Below are 14,972 nucleotides of genomic sequence, written 5' to 3' on the forward strand. Positions count from 1 at the left end.
TAGTTGGTTGCAAAGTTGATGTGCCCTCGTTTTAATTATCTTCAACAAAAGCGGAAAAATCCGCTGGTACAACTGGGGAGCCTCTCTTGGCCAAAACCAAACACGACATGGCGTTTGTCGAATTCGAGCGCGTGCAAAAAAGCTATGACGGCGTGAATCTTGTCGTCAAAGATTTGAACCTTTCCATGCCGCAAGGCGAGTTTTTGACAATGCTTGGCCCGTCAGGCTCAGGCAAAACGACTTGCCTGATGATGTTGGCGGGCTTTGAAACAGCGACGCATGGCGACATTCGCCTTGATGGGGTGTCGATCAACAACATTCCACCGCACAAACGTGGCATCGGTATGGTGTTTCAGAACTACGCATTGTTCCCGCATATGACTGTCGCCGAGAACCTTGCCTTCCCCTTGGAGGTCCGCAAGATCGGTAAATCCGAGCGTGAAGAAAAAGTGATGCGGGCGCTGGGCATGGTTCAGATGCAAGACTTTGCCGGACGACGTCCTGCGCAACTGTCCGGTGGTCAGCAACAGCGTATCGCATTATCGCGCGCCTTGGTGTTTGAACCCGAACTGGTTTTGATGGACGAGCCGCTTGGCGCATTGGACAAACAGCTGCGTGAAACTTTGCAGTTTGAAATTACCAATCTGGCGCATGAGTTGGGCATCACGACTGTTTATGTGACGCATGACCAAACCGAAGCGTTGACGATGTCAGACCGTGTTGCGGTGTTTGACGACGGGCGCATTCAGCAACTGGCCCCGCCCGACAAGCTGTATGAAGAACCCGAAAACAGCTTCGTGGCGCAGTTCATCGGTGAAAACAACACGCTGGAAGGTGTGGTCAAAGAAATCAAAAACGGCATTGCATTAGTTCAACTTGATGGTGGCGATTTGATTGATGCAAAGCCGGTGAACGTGACAAAACCCGGCGAACGCACGCGGGTGTCCATCCGCCCAGAGCGGGTCGAAATGGATCCGACGCGCTTGCAAGAAGGCGCACACACGCTGAAAGCCGAAGTGCTGGAATTTGTGTATATGGGTGACATCTTCCGCACGCGCTTGCGCGTGGCAGGCACAGATGAATTCATCATCAAAACACGCAACGCGCCAGATCAGGTGCGTTTGAAGCCGGGCGAGCAGATTGAGATCGGCTGGATGGCAGAGGATTGCCGCGCGCTGGACGCGTAGCGGTAAATGGAATCGCGCGGGCGACCCCCCGGTGCGATAAATTAGAGGCGGGGTAACAAGCCCGTATCCCCCAGCCTCAATACCAAACCGGGCAGAACTTGGGAGACTACATATGAAACTCACCAAAACATTGATGGCCACAACGGCCCTTACTGTTGCGGCTGGCATGGTATCGGCTGACGGCCACATGGCATCCGAAATGACAATCGTATCTTGGGGCGGCGCTTACTCTGCATCGCAAAAAGGCGCGTATCACGACCCCTATGCCGAAGCGAATGGCGTAACGATCATCAACGATGACAGCTCTGCCGAAGCCGTTGCAAAACTGCGCGCGATGAACGAAGCGGGCAACGTCACATGGGACGTGGTTGACGTGGTTGCGGCGGACGCGATCCGTTTGTGCGACGAAGGTCTGGCGATGGAAATCGACCCGGACACAATGTTGGCTGATGCGCCTGATGGCACAAAAGCGTCTGAAGACTTTGGCGATCTGTTGGTTTCCGACTGCTTCATCCCGCAAATCGTGTACTCGACAACATTCGGCTACCGCACAGACCTCGTTGGCGCGACAGCTCCAACATCCGTCTGCGCCGTGTTCGACACAGAAGCCTACCCAGGCAAGCGTTCTTTGGAAAAGCGTCCAATCAACAACATGGAATGGGCGTTGATCTGTGACGGCGTTGCAAACGAAGACGTTTATGACGTTCTGGCGACCGAAGAAGGTCAACAGCAGGCGCTTGATAAACTGGCAACCATCAAAGACGATGTGATCTGGTGGTCTGCGGGTGCGGACACGCCACAACTGTTGGCTGACGGCGAAGTCGTTATGGGTTCCACATACAACGGCCGTCTGTTCGCAGCGATCGAAGAGCAAAAGCAGCCAATCGGTATGCTTTGGGACGCGCAAGTATTTGACCTTGACGGTTGGATCATCCCAACGGGCCTGAGCCCAGAGCGTCAAGCACGTGCACTGGACTACATCATGTTCGCGACAGACACACAGCGTCTGGCAGACCAAGCGCAGTACATTTCCTACGGCCCTGCGCGTCAGTCTTCCGCACCACTGGTCGGCAAGCACAAAGAACTGGGTATCGACATGGCACCACACATGCCAACAGACCCGAACAACGCCAAGAACACGTTCCTCTACAACTACGAGTTCTGGGCTGACTACCGCGACGATATCGACGCAAAATTCCAAGCTTGGTTGGCAAAATAAGCCACGTAGGGTGGGTTAAAACCCACCTTACCCCAAAACCAAATGCAGTGGCCCTCGGGCCCCTGCGACCCTTTAATTGAGAGACCAAACATGAGCGATAGCACAGCAAACGGCGTGATGTTGGCCGCAGACGGCACGCCCCTGAAACGCAGTCTGGCGCGCGCCTTACGCCGCCAGAAGCTGCGTGCATTGATGCTGATTGCGCCATTGCTTTTGTTTGTTCTTTTGACCTTCATCATCCCGATCGGATCTATGTTGTTCCGGTCCGTTGAGAACGACATCGTCGTGAATACTTTGCCCGAAACGGTGGCCGCTTTGTCCAGTTGGGACGCCACCACCGGAGAGCTGCCAGACGAAGCCGTTTATGCGGCCTTCACGCGCGACATGGTCGTTGCCATCGCCGAAAAGAAACACACCAAACTTGGAACGCGCCTGAACTACGAAAAAACCGGGATGTCGTCCATGTTCCGGCAATCGGGTCGGAAAATGAAACGGCTGGACCCGACGGAAGACGCGCCCTTCAAAGATAAGTTGATCAAGATCCACAAAGGCTGGGGTGACGTTGAAACGTGGAAGACGCTCCAAACGCATTCCGGCATCTACACCTCGGGCTACTTCCTAAACGCGGTCGACGCGCAAAAAACGCCTGAAGGCATCGAATGGCAATCGGAAGACAAGCAGATTTTGCTTAAGTTGTTCGGGCGAACGCTGATCATGTCGCTGATCATCACAGGGTCATGCATTGCGCTGGGCTATCCTGTTGCCTGGCTGTTGGCGAATGCGAGCTCTCGGACAGCGAATATGTTGCTTATTCTGGTTCTGCTGCCGTTTTGGACATCTCTGCTGGTGCGGACGTCTGCATGGAAAGTCATGTTGCAGCAAAACGGGGTGATCAACGAGGTTCTCGTTTGGATCGGGCTTGTGCCGGATGCGGACCGTTTGATCCTGATCAACAATCAGTTTGGTACGATCGTGGCGATGACGCACATTCTGTTGCCCTTCATGATCCTGCCAATGTATTCCGTGATGCAGACAATTCAGCCAAGCTACTTACGTGCGGCCAAATCGTTGGGGGCCACCAATTGGACGGCCTTCTGGCGCGTATATTTCCCGCAGTCCATTCCGGGTATTGGCGCGGGGTCTATCCTCGTCTTCATCCTGTCGATTGGCTACTACATCACCCCCGAAATCGTCGGCGGCACCAAAGGTGTCTTCATCTCCAACCGGATTGCCTATCACATCTCTTCCTCGCTCAACTGGGGCTTGGCGGCTGCGCTTGGAACAATCCTGCTGATTGTGGTTCTGGCGCTGTATTGGGCCTATGACCGCATCGTCGGCATCGACAACGTTAAACTGGGATAAAGACTATGGGATTGCCTCCATACGCCACGCTGCCACAGCGGGTTTGGTACTACGGATTTCGCGTAATTTGTGCGCTGATCTTCATATTTTTGATCACGCCTATTCTGGTGATTATCCCGCTTAGCTTTAATGCGCAGGATTTCTTCACTTACACGCCGGGTATGCTGCGTTTGGACCCTGACGCCTATTCTTTGAAGCACTATCAGGATTTTTTCACCAACAACGAATGGCAGCGTAGCTTGAAAAACTCGCTGATTATCGCGCCGATTGCGACGATCATTTCGGTGTCCTTGGGCACTTTGGCCGCCATCGGTTTGTCGCAATCCCATGTGCCCTTCAAAGGCACAATCATGGCGATTTTGATCTCACCGATGATTGTACCGCTGATTATTTCCGCGACGGGCATGTTCTTTTTCTACTCTGACCTTGGGAATTTCATGGAAAGTTCACTGGGTCTTGGAAAGAACTTTGTGGGTTACGTTAAGGTTGTTTTGGCGCACGCCGTGTTGGGTATTCCGTTTGTGATCATCACCGTTACCGCAACGCTTGTCGGGTTTGACAATTCCCTGACCCGCGCCGCTGCGAACATGGGAGCTGATCCTGTTACGACATTTTTCCGGATCCAGATGCCTTTGATTTTGCCGGGTGTGATTTCGGGCGGCTTGTTTGCCTTTATCACCTCTTTCGATGAGGTAGTCGTGGTGTTGTTTGTGGGGTCTGCGGGCCAGAAAACTCTGCCTTGGCAAATGTTCACGGGTCTGCGTGAGCAAATCAGCCCGACTATTCTGGCTGTTGCCACAATCCTTGTCGCAATTTCAATTTTGCTGCTTACCGTGGTTGAGCTGCTGCGCCGCCGTTCAGAGCGGTTGCGTGGCATGTCGCCATCCTAAGCCTGTGACTTGACCACCCGGGATTTGGGGGCTCTGCCCCCGGGGCGTTATTTGGGGGCTCTGCCCCCGGGGCGTTGCCCCTCCCCCGGGATATTTTTGGCGAAAAGAAATTGCCGCTTCAACGTAGGGATTTCAGCAGCCTCAAAGACGCATATCCGTCGGGAATCATACCTGTTCTGATTTGGTAAGCGCGTACAGCGTTGATCGTCAAAGGGCCGATTTTTCCATCGATTTTCTGCGTATCAAAACCTTTGGCCGTTAGGTTTGTTTGCAGCTCAATGCGTTCGCTTTTTGTCAAAGCCCGATCATCGCGTGGCCATTTAGCTTGGATCGCTGGACGCCCTTTTAGCCTATCGCTTAAGTGTCCGATCCCAATCACATAAGCGTCCGCAGTATTGTAGTGCTCGATGACATCAAAGTTGGGTGTAATCAGAAATGCTGCGCCCTTTGCACCTGCAGGCAACAGCAATGATGTAGGCCCAATTTTGGCGGTTGAGCCGGTCACGGCTGTGATACCCAGCTTTTGCCACTCTGTGGAAGACTTCGTGATGTCACGGTTTGCGAGGGTGTAGTCGAAGCCTTCCGGCACGCGGACTTCGATCCCCCACGGCACGTTCTTTTGCCATCCAAACGATGCCAAATAAGCCGCTGTCGAGGCCAGTGCATCCGTAGGATCATCTGACCAAATGTCGCGCTTTCCATCACCGGTAAAGTCGACGGCGTGTTCCAAGAAAGATGTCGGCATGAATTGAGTGTGCCCCATTGCGCCGGCCCAACTGCCTTTCATGTTAGACGCAGTTGTGTCCCCATTTTCCAAAATACGTAATGCTGCGATCAATTGCGTTTCAAAGAACGCACCACGTCGGCCATCGTAGGCAAGCGTTGCCAGAGAATTCAAAGTGTTGTTGCTGCCGCGAAAGCTTCCATAAGCGCTTTCCAAGCCCCAAACGGCCACCACAACTTCTTTGTCTACTCCGAATTTCTTTTCGATGGCGTGCAGTGTTTTTTCGTGTCTACGCAGTGCAGTCCGCCCATTGGATACCCGCACGTCCGAAACGGCGGTATCGAGATAGTCCCAGATTGTTTTGGTGAATTCCGACTGGTTTCGATCCCGCTTTATGATCTTTTCATCATAGACGGCTTCTTTGAAAACGCTGGCGATCAAGTCCGGGTCGATGCCTTCCGATTCAGCGCGGGTTTGGAATTCTTTTGCCCATTTACGTAAGCCAGCTGTTGAAGCAATCGGTTCGGTTTGCGGTGCCGTTTTGAACGAGACGGGTGTTGGGCGTTCCACTGGCCTTAAGGATTTTTCTGCGGGGTTCGCGTCTGCTGCCTGTGCCAACCACACCAGCCCAATTGCCCAAAGCCCTGATCGGTTGCCACGCATTTCTATATCCCCAACCTGTCTATTGTTTCCAAATTAGCAACAAATGATCTGCGTCAACAATGGTCATTCAGAGTTTTTGCGACCTTTCGCCGACGCGGTAACTTCGGCTTTGATCAACGCCATATGTTCGCGCAAAAGTGCAACGCGATGCGGGCGAAAGCTGTTTGTTGTGACTTGCAAAGCCTGCATCCTGTCCAGACGAAAAACGCGGTAATCTTGACGCAGAAAACACCATGCAAGCAACGAATTGCTAAGGTCCATGTAAACGATGCCCAAAGGTTTAACAGTGCGTTGTGTGGCCGAACCTTTGCCATCGACGTAGTCAAAAGACACGCAAACTTCGTCCCAAGTGGCTTGTCGCAGCCGTGCAACGTCAATGGTTGCCGGTTCCGGGCGATGAAACCTACGTGCGTCCAGAACGGCATGCTCTAACCGGTGAGCCTGACGTGGTGGGACACGCGCGTGAATTTTGCCAAGAGCTGATGTTGCGGCTTTGGCCAAGGCTGGATCGCCGATAATCTTCACGTTGCGCAGCCCCAGCACCAAAGCTTCCAATTCATCGTTATCAAATCCAAGGGGTGGCAGTGCAGCATCTTCGATCAAGGTAAAACCGAAACCGGCCTCTCCGTCGATAACAGCCCCAAGACCGCGCAAGGCGTCAATGTCGCGGTAGACAGTCCGCAGGGACACTGCGACGTCATCTGCCAATTGCTGCGCGGTTACCGGCGCAGGCATCCTACGCAAGCTTTGCATCATTTGGAAAAGACGGTGCGTTCGGTTCATGGTCACAACATAAAAACACATACTGACAATAATTGACAGGATCGATTGTTAGAGATGACACCAACCAGAATAGGAGCCGTTTCAATGATCACTTTGACTGTCTTTCCACCGCTTTTCGGGGAAACAAGCGCAAGTTCGTTTTCCACAAAGGCAATTTATTTGATGACTATGGCAGGCGTTCCATGGGCGCGTGAAAACTCAAGCGATCCTCGTAAGTGGCCTAAGGGAAAATTGCCCGCCATCACAGTGGATGGGCAGGTGATTGGCGATAGCGATGGTATTCGTGCCTATCTGGAAGCTCAGGGTGCTGATTTTGACAAAGGGCTTTCGGATTTGGAAAAGTCCACATCGCGGGGCCTAATTCGTATGGCAGAAGACCATCTGTACTATCACGTCATGTTGGACCGCTGGGCTGATGACGCAGTTTGGCCGACAATCAGAGATGCATACTTTGCCGACATCCCGAAACCATTGCGTGTCCTGATTACACGTGGGCTACGTCGAAATGTCATGAAGGGGATGCACGTTCAGGGACTGGGTCGGTTAAGTCCGCAAGAGCGGCTTGCGCGGGCCAACCAAGACCTTGAAGCGATCACAACCCGGTTGTGGGAAGGACCGTTTTTGTTTGGGGAACAGCCAACATTGGCGGACGCCTGTGTGGCGCCCGTTCTGGGTGGGCTGCGGTCGACGCCAGTGGGCACGTTGCTGTCCAAGCGTGTATCGGAGGACGCGATTCTAGGCGCGTATATTGACCGTGTTGACGAGGCGCTTGGACAGAAAAGCTAAGGGCGGGTGCGCTTGACCTTGCGCTTGATCTTATCTGATTTGCGCTTGTGGTTGGTTGCTTTTCGACGAGGGGATCGGCCTGCAGGGGACATGCGGTTGCCGCGTGGGACTTCGGCACCTTCCACGGTCAAAAGCTCAAGTGCGACACCGCCTGTAACGGGTGCTGCTTCGGTCAATTTCGCGGTGACGGTTTGCCCGATCTGATAGGTGATGCCTGTGTCAGCACCCATCAAAGTGCCTGCGTCGCGGTCAAAGTGGAAAAATTCATTCCCCAAAGAGCGGATGGGCACCAAGCCATCTGCACCAGACTCGTCCAGTTTCACAAACATGCCGAATTTTGCGATGCCATTGATGCGGCCTGTGAATTCCTCGCCGACGCGTTCGGACAGATAGGCGGCCAGATAACGGTCTGTGGTGTCGCGTTCAGCAACCATGGATCGCCGTTCTGTGTCCGAGATATGTGTGCCGGTCTTTTCCAGATTATCAATGTCAGCAGGTGAAAGGCCGTCATCACCCCAACCGTGTGCCGTGACCAAAGCGCGATGCACGATCAGGTCGGCATACCGCCGAATGGGTGATGTGAAATGAGCGTAGCTGCGCAGGGCCAGACCGAAGTGCCCAAAGTTTTGCGGGCTGTAATAGGCCTGCGTCATGCTGCGCAACGTGGTGATGTTGATCAGTTCTTCATCGTCGGTGTCTGCAGCTTGCGCCAACAGCCGGTTTAAGTGCGCGGTTTGCAACACCTGACCCTTAGCCAGCGTCAAACCTGCCGCCATGACGGTTTCGCGCAAGGCGTTCAGCTTGTCTTGCGAGGGCTCCTCGTGGACGCGGAACAACAGCGGCGACTTTTTTGCGATCAATGTTTCTGCAGCCGCGACATTGGCCAGCACCATAAACTCTTCAATCAGTTTATGCGCATCAAGGCGGTCTTTGAAGTTCACCGATTGTACTGCGCCGTCATCGCCCAAAACGATCTGGCGTTCGGGCAGGTTCAGCTCAAGTGGTTGGCGCAGTTGGCGGGCTTCTACCAATGCAGCGTAGGCGGCGTAAAGGGGCTGCAAAACAGGCTCTAACACAGGCTCTGTGCGCTCATTCGGTGATCCGTCAATGGCGGCTTGCACCTCTTCATAGTGCAAGGACGCAGGCGATCTCATAAGGCCGCGGACAAACTCATGCGCGATTTTCTGACCCTGCGCGTCCAGTGTCATCTTCACAGCAATACAGGCGCGAGGCACGCCTTCGTGCAGCGAACAAAGATCACCGGACAAACGATCAGGCAACATGGGCACAACACGGTCGGGAAAATACGTCGAATTCCCCCGATTGCGCGCTTCACGGTCCAATGCGGACCCCGGCGTGACGTAGGCTGCAACATCCGCGATGGCGACCCAAACGATGTGACCACCTTCATTGTCGGGATTGTCATCGGCTTGTGCAAAACAGGCATCATCATGATCACGGGCGTCCGATGGATCAATGGTGACCAGTGGCATATCGCGCAGATCTACGCGGTTGCCCAATTCCTTGGGGGAATGTGCGTCCGCTTCGGCAACAACATCGTCCGGGAAGGCGTCCGGAATGGCGTGTTGATGGATGGCGATCAAGGATACCGCTTTGGGTGCAGAAGGATCGCCCAACCGGTCGACGATACGGGCAAGTGGCAATCCCATGCGCCCCTTTGGTCCGGCCAGTTCGGCTTCAACCAGTTCGCCGTCTTTGGCCCCGCCTGTGGCACCGGCGCCCACGATCCATTCTTTGTCGCCGCCTTTGTCGATTGGCAGAATGCGGCCCCCTTCGGAGCGCGCCCGATACACACCCAAGATACGCTTGGGGTTGGTGCCGATACGTCGGATCAGACGCCCTTCGTAGTGATGGTCATCGGCTTTGACCTGAGTGAGGCGGGCCAAGATGCGGTCGCCTTCCCCAAGTGCTGGATCTGAGGCGCGGGTGATCAGCAGAACAACGGGCTCAACGCCCGTTCCTTGCCATTCCATCGGTTTGGCAAACAAATCACCGTTGTTATCGGGTGCCGTGACCAACAAAACACTTACAGGTGGAAGCCGATCGGGATCGGAATAGGTCTTTTTCCGCTTCTCCAGATGCCCTTCTGCTTCAAGCTCTTTCAGCAACCGCTTCAGATCAATGCGTGCGGCACCTTTGATGCCGAAAGCTTTTGAAATGTCGCGCTTGGATGTCAGCGTGGGATTGGCGGTGATCCAATCAAGGATCTCGGGCTTTGTGGGGATACGGGTCATACCAGTTCAGCTATCACGCCCGCTTCGCGCCGTCATGGGCAAATCGTCGACAGTGTCCACGTCGCGCAATGTGTCGCAATACGCGATGCGAAGACCCGGCATAGACGCTTCGGTATCTGTCAGCGCATGTTGCGTGGACCAACGCACGTTTTGAAACAAACGTGAAGGCAACGGGGCCGTGTGCTTCAGCCCAATAAGCCAATAGCCGCCATCGGGGGCGGGCCCAAACACTGCGTCGTTTGACCCAAGATGTGCAAAAGCGCGTGCAATGCGTTTGGATGTTATCCCTGGAATATCCGCGCCAATCACACAGACCGGCCCCGGCCCACACAGCGCCAAGGCGCGTCCCATTCGGTCACCCAAGTCGCCATGCCCTTGGGGCACACGGGCAAAATGCGCTGGCCAAACACGCGACAACAGACCTTCGCGGTCAGGGGATACCGCCAAAACAATATCCCAACGTGGATCTTCGATGCGCCTAAGCAGGGCGTTCACTTGATGACGGAACCACCATGCCGACGCGGTCATTCCAATGCTGCGCCCCAACCGGGTTTTGACACGCCCCGCGTGCGGCTCTTTCAGCATCACGACCAAGGTTTGACGGATCACAGCAGGCGTTCCATATCGCGGTGATCAATCCCTGCATCGTCATAAACGGGACCAAATGCGGTAAACCCAAGACCTTCGTAAAACGCGATGGCGTGTAGTTGTGCGCCCAAAACAGCGCGATCAATGCCAGCATTTTGCGATGCCAGTTCCAAGGCCTTTTGCACCAGTTTTGCCCCAAGGCCGGTGCCACGTTTTTCCTTCAAAACGCAGACACGTCCAATTTTGGCAGTTGCGCCTTTTTGTAAAATTCGGGCGCAGCCGACGGGTAAGTCCCCCACCGTCGCCAAAACATGAAGGGCATTATCGTCCAGACCGTCAACTTCTTCCTGTTCAGACACACCTTGTTCTTCGATGAACACCACGCGGCGCAATGCAAGACATGTGTCGATGTCAGAGGTCTGAAAAACAGAGACTATCATGTAAAATAGTCTCTTAAAATGCGCCCATAGATCGATTTCAGCTGATGAATATGCGCGACCTGAACATGTTCATCGACTTGGTGCATCGATTGCCCGACGAGGCCAAATTCGACAACCGGGCAATGGGCCTTCACAAAGCGCGCATCAGAGGTCCCCCCCGTGGTGGACAGTTGCGGAACGATGTTGGTTTCCGCTTGCACCGCAGCACTGACCAAGTTCGATAGGGCGCCGGGTGGCGTAATGAAGCTTTCGCCCGAGATCTTCACACGCATGTCTATTTGCACCCGGAATGCGGCTGCCACGGCGTCTGCCTCGCGTTGCAGCCAATCGGTCAAAGATGCGCCTGAATGATCATCGTTGAAGCGGATGTTGACCGTTGCGGAACATTCTGCCGGGATGACGTTTGTGGCAGGGTTACCGGTGTCGATTGTGACAACAGCCAAAGTTGATGCGTCGAAATGTTCGGTGCCTTGGTCCAGCTCGTGAGAGGCCAGTTGATCCATAAGGCGTGCCACCGCAGGCAACGGATTGTTTGCGCGGTGCGGATAAGCCGAATGGCCCTGCTTTCCGGTCACTGTGAAGAACGCCGTCAAAGACCCACGACGTCCGATTTTAATCATCTCACCCATATTGTTCGGACAGGTGGGTTCGCCGACCAGACAGACGTCCATCTTTTCGCCTGTGTGCTCCATGTGTTCCAGCAATGCAGTGGTGCCATCAATCGCATCGCCTTCTTCGTCGCCTGTAATGGCGATGATGATGGCCCCATCGGGTGGGGTATTGCGCACAAAATCCACTGCAGCCGCAACGAAAGCGGCGACGCCGGATTTCATATCTGTTGTGCCGCGCCCGTACATTATGCCGTCTTTGACCTCGGCGCCGAACGGGGGCATGGTCCACGCGCCTTCGTCTCCGATGGGCACGACATCCGTATGTCCGTTAAACCCAAATGTGGTCGCGTGCCCTTTTTCTCCCCACCGCGCAAAAAGATTACGGATACCGACGCGGTCGGCCCAGGCAATGTGAAAACCCGCATCGGTCAGAAGCGTCGCCAAAATGTCCAAAGCCCCGGCATCCGCCGGAGTGACAGAGGGACAATGCACAAGGTCTGCGGTCAGTGCGGCGGGATCTATTGCGGTCATTGGTATCTCCTGTCGGTGGCTTCCCATAGCAATGTGGCGAAAAGGACGCGATGCCAAGGGGTTGTTTGCGCAAATAATTCCCAAAGGCCCGCCATACGTGTTAACGTTCACTTAATAATATGACCCGAGGCAGGGCATCTAGCAGTTAGACCGTCAAAGAACGGCTTTGCGCACCAACGATGTGCGATTGAATTCATGCAGGAAAAACCTGTGTGCGCTGTGATGTGTGCTGCCTTGAAAATTGGGTGAGGCAGACATGGTTACAGCATCGGAACTTCCGATCGATACAAGCGCAAATGCGACGCAGATGGCGGAAACTATCTTCGGGGATGGGGTTACCGTAACGGGGGCCACCTACTACGGGGATAACGATTCTTCGGGCATCTATACCAACGGTGACAGTGTTTCACCGGGTGTCACACCGGGCGACACCGGTGTTATTATGTCTACCGGTGATGCGGACGACTTCACCAATTCAAACGGGCAAGCGAACCAAGACAACAACACCTCGACGAATACATCCGGGATCAACAACTTCGGACAGTTCAACACAGCCGCGGGGTCGCGCACCTTTGATGCGTCTGTTCTGGATGTGGATTTCATTCCAACGGGTGACTTAATGACGATGAAATTCGTCTTTTCGTCAGAGGAATACCCCGAATATCAAGATTCACTTTATCAGGATTTCGTGGGTGTTTGGATCAACGGATCTTTGGTGCCGATGTCCGTGGGCAACGGGGACACCGACCCGGGCAACATCAACTCTGGCCAAAACCAGAACCTGTATGTCGACAATGCCAACAGTGATTACAACACGGAAATGGACGGTTTTACCGTTACGATGACACTGACGATTCCTGTCAATTCCGGCGTGGTCAATTCCATTCGGATTGCTATCGCGGATGTGACAGATAGCCAATATGATTCCAACCTGCTGATCGCCGGAGATTCCGTTCAAACCGAAGTTGTGGCGCTGACGGATTCAACCAATCTTTACCCCAACGGCGACATTGACCTGGATGTGTTGGCCAACGACGTGAATGGTGGCGGTGGCACACTGACGATCACCCACCTGAACGGGCAACCTGTAACAGTTGGTGTGCCAGTGACGCTGAGCACTGGCCAGACCATCATGTTGAATGCCGATGGCACGATCAACATCGTGGGGGATGGTGACACCGAAGAGTTCAACTTTACCTACACCGTCGACAATGGCGATAACACGGACATTGGTATCGTAAACGTCAATTCCATTCCGTGTTTTGTGGCGGGCACGATGATTGCCACGCCGACCGGGCAGCGTGAAGTGCAAGAATTGGTGCCGGGTGATCTGGTGCTGACCCAAGACGAAAAGGCGCAGCCTTTGCGTTGGATCGGGACACGCACCGTTGCGGCGCAGGATCATTTTGCGCCCATTCATATCCGTGCCAACACCTTTGGCACCCATAACGATCTGCTGGTCTCGCCCGAGCACCGCATCTTGATTCAGGACAACGTCGCCGAATTGCTGTTCGGCGAAAGTGAGGTTCTGGTGGCGGCCAAAGAGCTGATCAATGATAAGTCTGTGACACGGCGTGTGGGTGGTGAAGTGACATATGTTCACTTGATGTTTGACCGTCATCAGGTGGTCTATTCCGAAGGCTTGGCGACAGAAAGCTTTCTGCCGGGACCACAAACCACCAGCAGTTTTGACCGCGCTGTGGTCGAGGAGATATGCACGCTTTTCCCTGAAATAGACCCTGATACAGGGCTTGGATATAGCCCTGCGGCCCGCCGTGTTCTGAAGCACTTTGAAGCACTATTGCTGCGTGACGCGCAGAAAGTGGCCTGACGCAAAATGTCCTGGATCGCGACAACAGATCACAATGAGGGACGGTTCGCGCCGTCCGGGCTTGGGTCCGATCGCGGCAAGACGCGCTTGGTGGATCTGGAGCCCGAAGTTGTAATGCCGCGCGGTACACTGGTTCTGGAAACCCGAATGTCACCCAATGGCCGGCCGCAGGTTTTGCTGGGATTTGAGCGGCGACACCCGTTCAACAGGTCTTTCAGCATTCAAGCTATTCCTGGCGGTGGGGTGGCATTGGTTCATGCGCATGACAACGAAGTCACGCATGCGACACTGCGGTGGCGTGGATCAGGGCGTACAGACGTTGTACGTTTGACCTATGCATGGGATGTCGCAGCCAAGTGGGGCCGCCTGTCGCTTGAACGACCCGAAGAGGCAACGTCAGAATCGGTTTTTGTGCAAAACGCCAAACCGCTGAGCGCCCACGACATCCGTGATTTCATGTTGGCCAAAGGCCCTCGTGACATGTCCGCCGATGCTGTTTTTGCCGCCGTTTCCACCCAGATCGAACCGATCGGTCCATCGCCGACCCTTTGTTTGTCTGCGCCGATTGCCACGCCGTGGGGGTATCGGGCAGCAGGGCAATTGCAGCGTGGGGATTTGGTGCAAACGGAACGATCGGGATCTGTGCCTGTGTTGAACCGCGTGCAACGTACTGTACCTGCCTTGGGCAGTTACCGGCCGATACGACTGCGCGCACCTTATTTCGGATTGCGTCAGGACATGATTGCAGCACCGGACCAACGCCTGATTATTCGTGGATCAGAGGTAGAGTATCTTTTCGGCCAAGAAGCTGTTTTGGTGCCAGCCCGTCATCTGGTGAACGGTTATGCAGCCCACTATGAAGATTTCACGCCTCTGATCACTTACACACATCTATTGTTGCCCGGGCATGAGGAAATCATGGCGGCAGGGACATCTGTCGAAAGCTTGTATATTGGACGGTTGCGGCGCAAAGCCGAAGATCTGAACGCAAGCGTTCTGGCCGGCAGCGACAGAAGCAAATTGCCGGAACATGGCAAGCCTGTGTTTCCGGTTTTACGCGCCTTTGAAGCGATTACATTGGTCGATCAAAGGGCCGCTTAAG

12 protein-coding genes and 1 pseudogene are annotated in these 14,972 nt (G+C 54.3%); 7 read left to right on the plus strand and 6 right to left on the minus strand.

Going from position 1 to position 14,972, the window contains the following annotated elements:
* Positions 1-86 precede the first annotated feature (86 nt).
* From ABJL60_RS01515 to ABJL60_RS01530, 4 genes and pseudogenes are all read left to right on the plus strand, one after another.
* Positions 87-1,187: an ABC transporter ATP-binding protein gene (locus tag ABJL60_RS01515; protein WP_348373470.1), complete on the plus strand. Its 1,101-nt coding sequence runs from the start codon at positions 87-89 to the stop codon at positions 1,185-1,187.
* Between the two features lie 112 nt (positions 1,188-1,299).
* On the plus strand, positions 1,300-2,406 hold the full coding sequence (locus ABJL60_RS01520) for an extracellular solute-binding protein (protein ID WP_348285316.1): 1,107 nt from the start codon (positions 1,300-1,302) through the stop codon (positions 2,404-2,406).
* A gap of 90 nt (positions 2,407-2,496) precedes the next feature.
* On the plus strand, positions 2,497-3,768 hold the full coding sequence (locus ABJL60_RS01525; RefSeq protein WP_348285317.1) for an ABC transporter permease: 1,272 nt from the start codon (positions 2,497-2,499) through the stop codon (positions 3,766-3,768).
* An 11-nt stretch (positions 3,769-3,779) separates the two neighbouring features.
* Positions 3,780-4,658: pseudogene (locus tag ABJL60_RS01530) on the plus strand (ABC transporter permease); the annotation flags it as partial.
* A 118-nt stretch (positions 4,659-4,776) separates the two neighbouring features.
* Here ABJL60_RS01530 and ABJL60_RS01535 read toward each other — a convergent pair.
* Both ABJL60_RS01535 and ABJL60_RS01540 read right to left on the minus strand, forming a co-directional pair.
* Positions 4,777-6,045: a lytic murein transglycosylase gene (locus ABJL60_RS01535; protein WP_348373471.1), complete on the minus strand. Its 1,269-nt coding sequence runs from the start codon at positions 6,043-6,045 to the stop codon at positions 4,777-4,779.
* 63 nt (positions 6,046-6,108) lie between these two features.
* A complete protein-coding gene (locus ABJL60_RS01540; protein WP_348285319.1) occupies positions 6,109-6,828 on the minus strand; it encodes a YafY family protein in 720 nt (239 codons plus the stop codon).
* A gap of 84 nt (positions 6,829-6,912) precedes the next feature.
* On the opposite strand from ABJL60_RS01540, the gene ABJL60_RS01545 reads away from it, so the two are divergent.
* On the plus strand, positions 6,913-7,614 hold the full coding sequence (locus ABJL60_RS01545; RefSeq protein ID WP_348285320.1) for a glutathione S-transferase family protein: 702 nt from the start codon (positions 6,913-6,915) through the stop codon (positions 7,612-7,614).
* Here the strand turns inward: ABJL60_RS01545 and rnr are convergent.
* Genes rnr through dapE form a run of 4 tightly spaced genes read right to left on the minus strand, consistent with a single transcriptional unit; the run spans position 7,611 to position 12,039 of the window.
* Positions 7,611-9,869, minus strand: a complete 2,259-nt coding sequence (gene rnr, locus ABJL60_RS01550; protein WP_348373472.1) for a ribonuclease R — start codon at positions 9,867-9,869, stop codon at positions 7,611-7,613. The two genes, ABJL60_RS01545 and rnr, sit on opposite strands and share 4 nt — an antisense overlap.
* A gap of 6 nt (positions 9,870-9,875) precedes the next feature.
* Positions 9,876-10,475 carry a TIGR04282 family arsenosugar biosynthesis glycosyltransferase gene (locus ABJL60_RS01555; protein ID WP_348373531.1) on the minus strand — a complete coding sequence of 200 codons (600 nt, stop codon included), beginning with the start codon at positions 10,473-10,475 and terminating at the stop codon, positions 9,876-9,878.
* On the minus strand, positions 10,475-10,897 hold the full coding sequence (locus tag ABJL60_RS01560) for a GNAT family N-acetyltransferase (protein WP_348373473.1): 423 nt from the start codon (positions 10,895-10,897) through the stop codon (positions 10,475-10,477). Before ABJL60_RS01560 ends, ABJL60_RS01555 begins: the two co-directional genes overlap by 1 nt.
* A complete protein-coding gene (gene dapE / locus ABJL60_RS01565; RefSeq protein WP_348373474.1) occupies positions 10,894-12,039 on the minus strand; it encodes a succinyl-diaminopimelate desuccinylase in 1,146 nt (381 codons plus the stop codon). The genes ABJL60_RS01560 and dapE overlap by 4 nt, the downstream gene beginning before the upstream one ends.
* A gap of 256 nt (positions 12,040-12,295) precedes the next feature.
* Between dapE and ABJL60_RS01570 the strand changes: the two genes are divergently transcribed.
* Positions 12,296-13,870 carry a Hint domain-containing protein gene (locus ABJL60_RS01570; protein WP_348285324.1) on the plus strand — a complete coding sequence of 525 codons (1,575 nt, stop codon included), beginning with the start codon at positions 12,296-12,298 and terminating at the stop codon, positions 13,868-13,870.
* Between the two features lie 6 nt (positions 13,871-13,876).
* Positions 13,877-14,971 carry a Hint domain-containing protein gene (locus ABJL60_RS01575; RefSeq protein WP_348373475.1) on the plus strand — a complete coding sequence of 365 codons (1,095 nt, stop codon included), beginning with the start codon at positions 13,877-13,879 and terminating at the stop codon, positions 14,969-14,971.
* Position 14,972: the final 1 nt, after the last annotated feature.

The organism is Ascidiaceihabitans sp., from assembly GCF_039986515.1.
GTDB lineage: Bacteria > Pseudomonadota > Alphaproteobacteria > Rhodobacterales > Rhodobacteraceae > Ascidiaceihabitans.

Excerpts from the sequence above, each read along its gene's own strand:
- ABJL60_RS01560 (WP_348373473.1), bottom strand. The coding sequence starts at position 10,897 with ATGATAGTCTCTGTTTTTCAGACCTCTGACATCGACACATGTCTTGCA.
- ABJL60_RS01540 (WP_348285319.1), bottom strand. The coding sequence starts at position 6,828 with ATGAACCGAACGCACCGTCTTTTCCAAATGATGCAAAGCTTGCGTAGG.
- rnr (WP_348373472.1), bottom strand. The coding sequence starts at position 9,869 with ATGACCCGTATCCCCACAAAGCCCGAGATCCTTGATTGGATCACCGCC.
- ABJL60_RS01535 (WP_348373471.1), bottom strand. The coding sequence starts at position 6,045 with ATGCGTGGCAACCGATCAGGGCTTTGGGCAATTGGGCTGGTGTGGTTG.
- ABJL60_RS01525 (WP_348285317.1), top strand. The coding sequence starts at position 2,497 with ATGAGCGATAGCACAGCAAACGGCGTGATGTTGGCCGCAGACGGCACG.
- ABJL60_RS01575 (WP_348373475.1), top strand. The coding sequence starts at position 13,877 with ATGTCCTGGATCGCGACAACAGATCACAATGAGGGACGGTTCGCGCCG.
- ABJL60_RS01520 (WP_348285316.1), top strand. The coding sequence starts at position 1,300 with ATGAAACTCACCAAAACATTGATGGCCACAACGGCCCTTACTGTTGCG.
- ABJL60_RS01570 (WP_348285324.1), top strand. The coding sequence starts at position 12,296 with ATGGTTACAGCATCGGAACTTCCGATCGATACAAGCGCAAATGCGACG.
- dapE (WP_348373474.1), bottom strand. The coding sequence starts at position 12,039 with ATGACCGCAATAGATCCCGCCGCACTGACCGCAGACCTTGTGCATTGT.
- ABJL60_RS01545 (WP_348285320.1), top strand. The coding sequence starts at position 6,913 with ATGATCACTTTGACTGTCTTTCCACCGCTTTTCGGGGAAACAAGCGCA.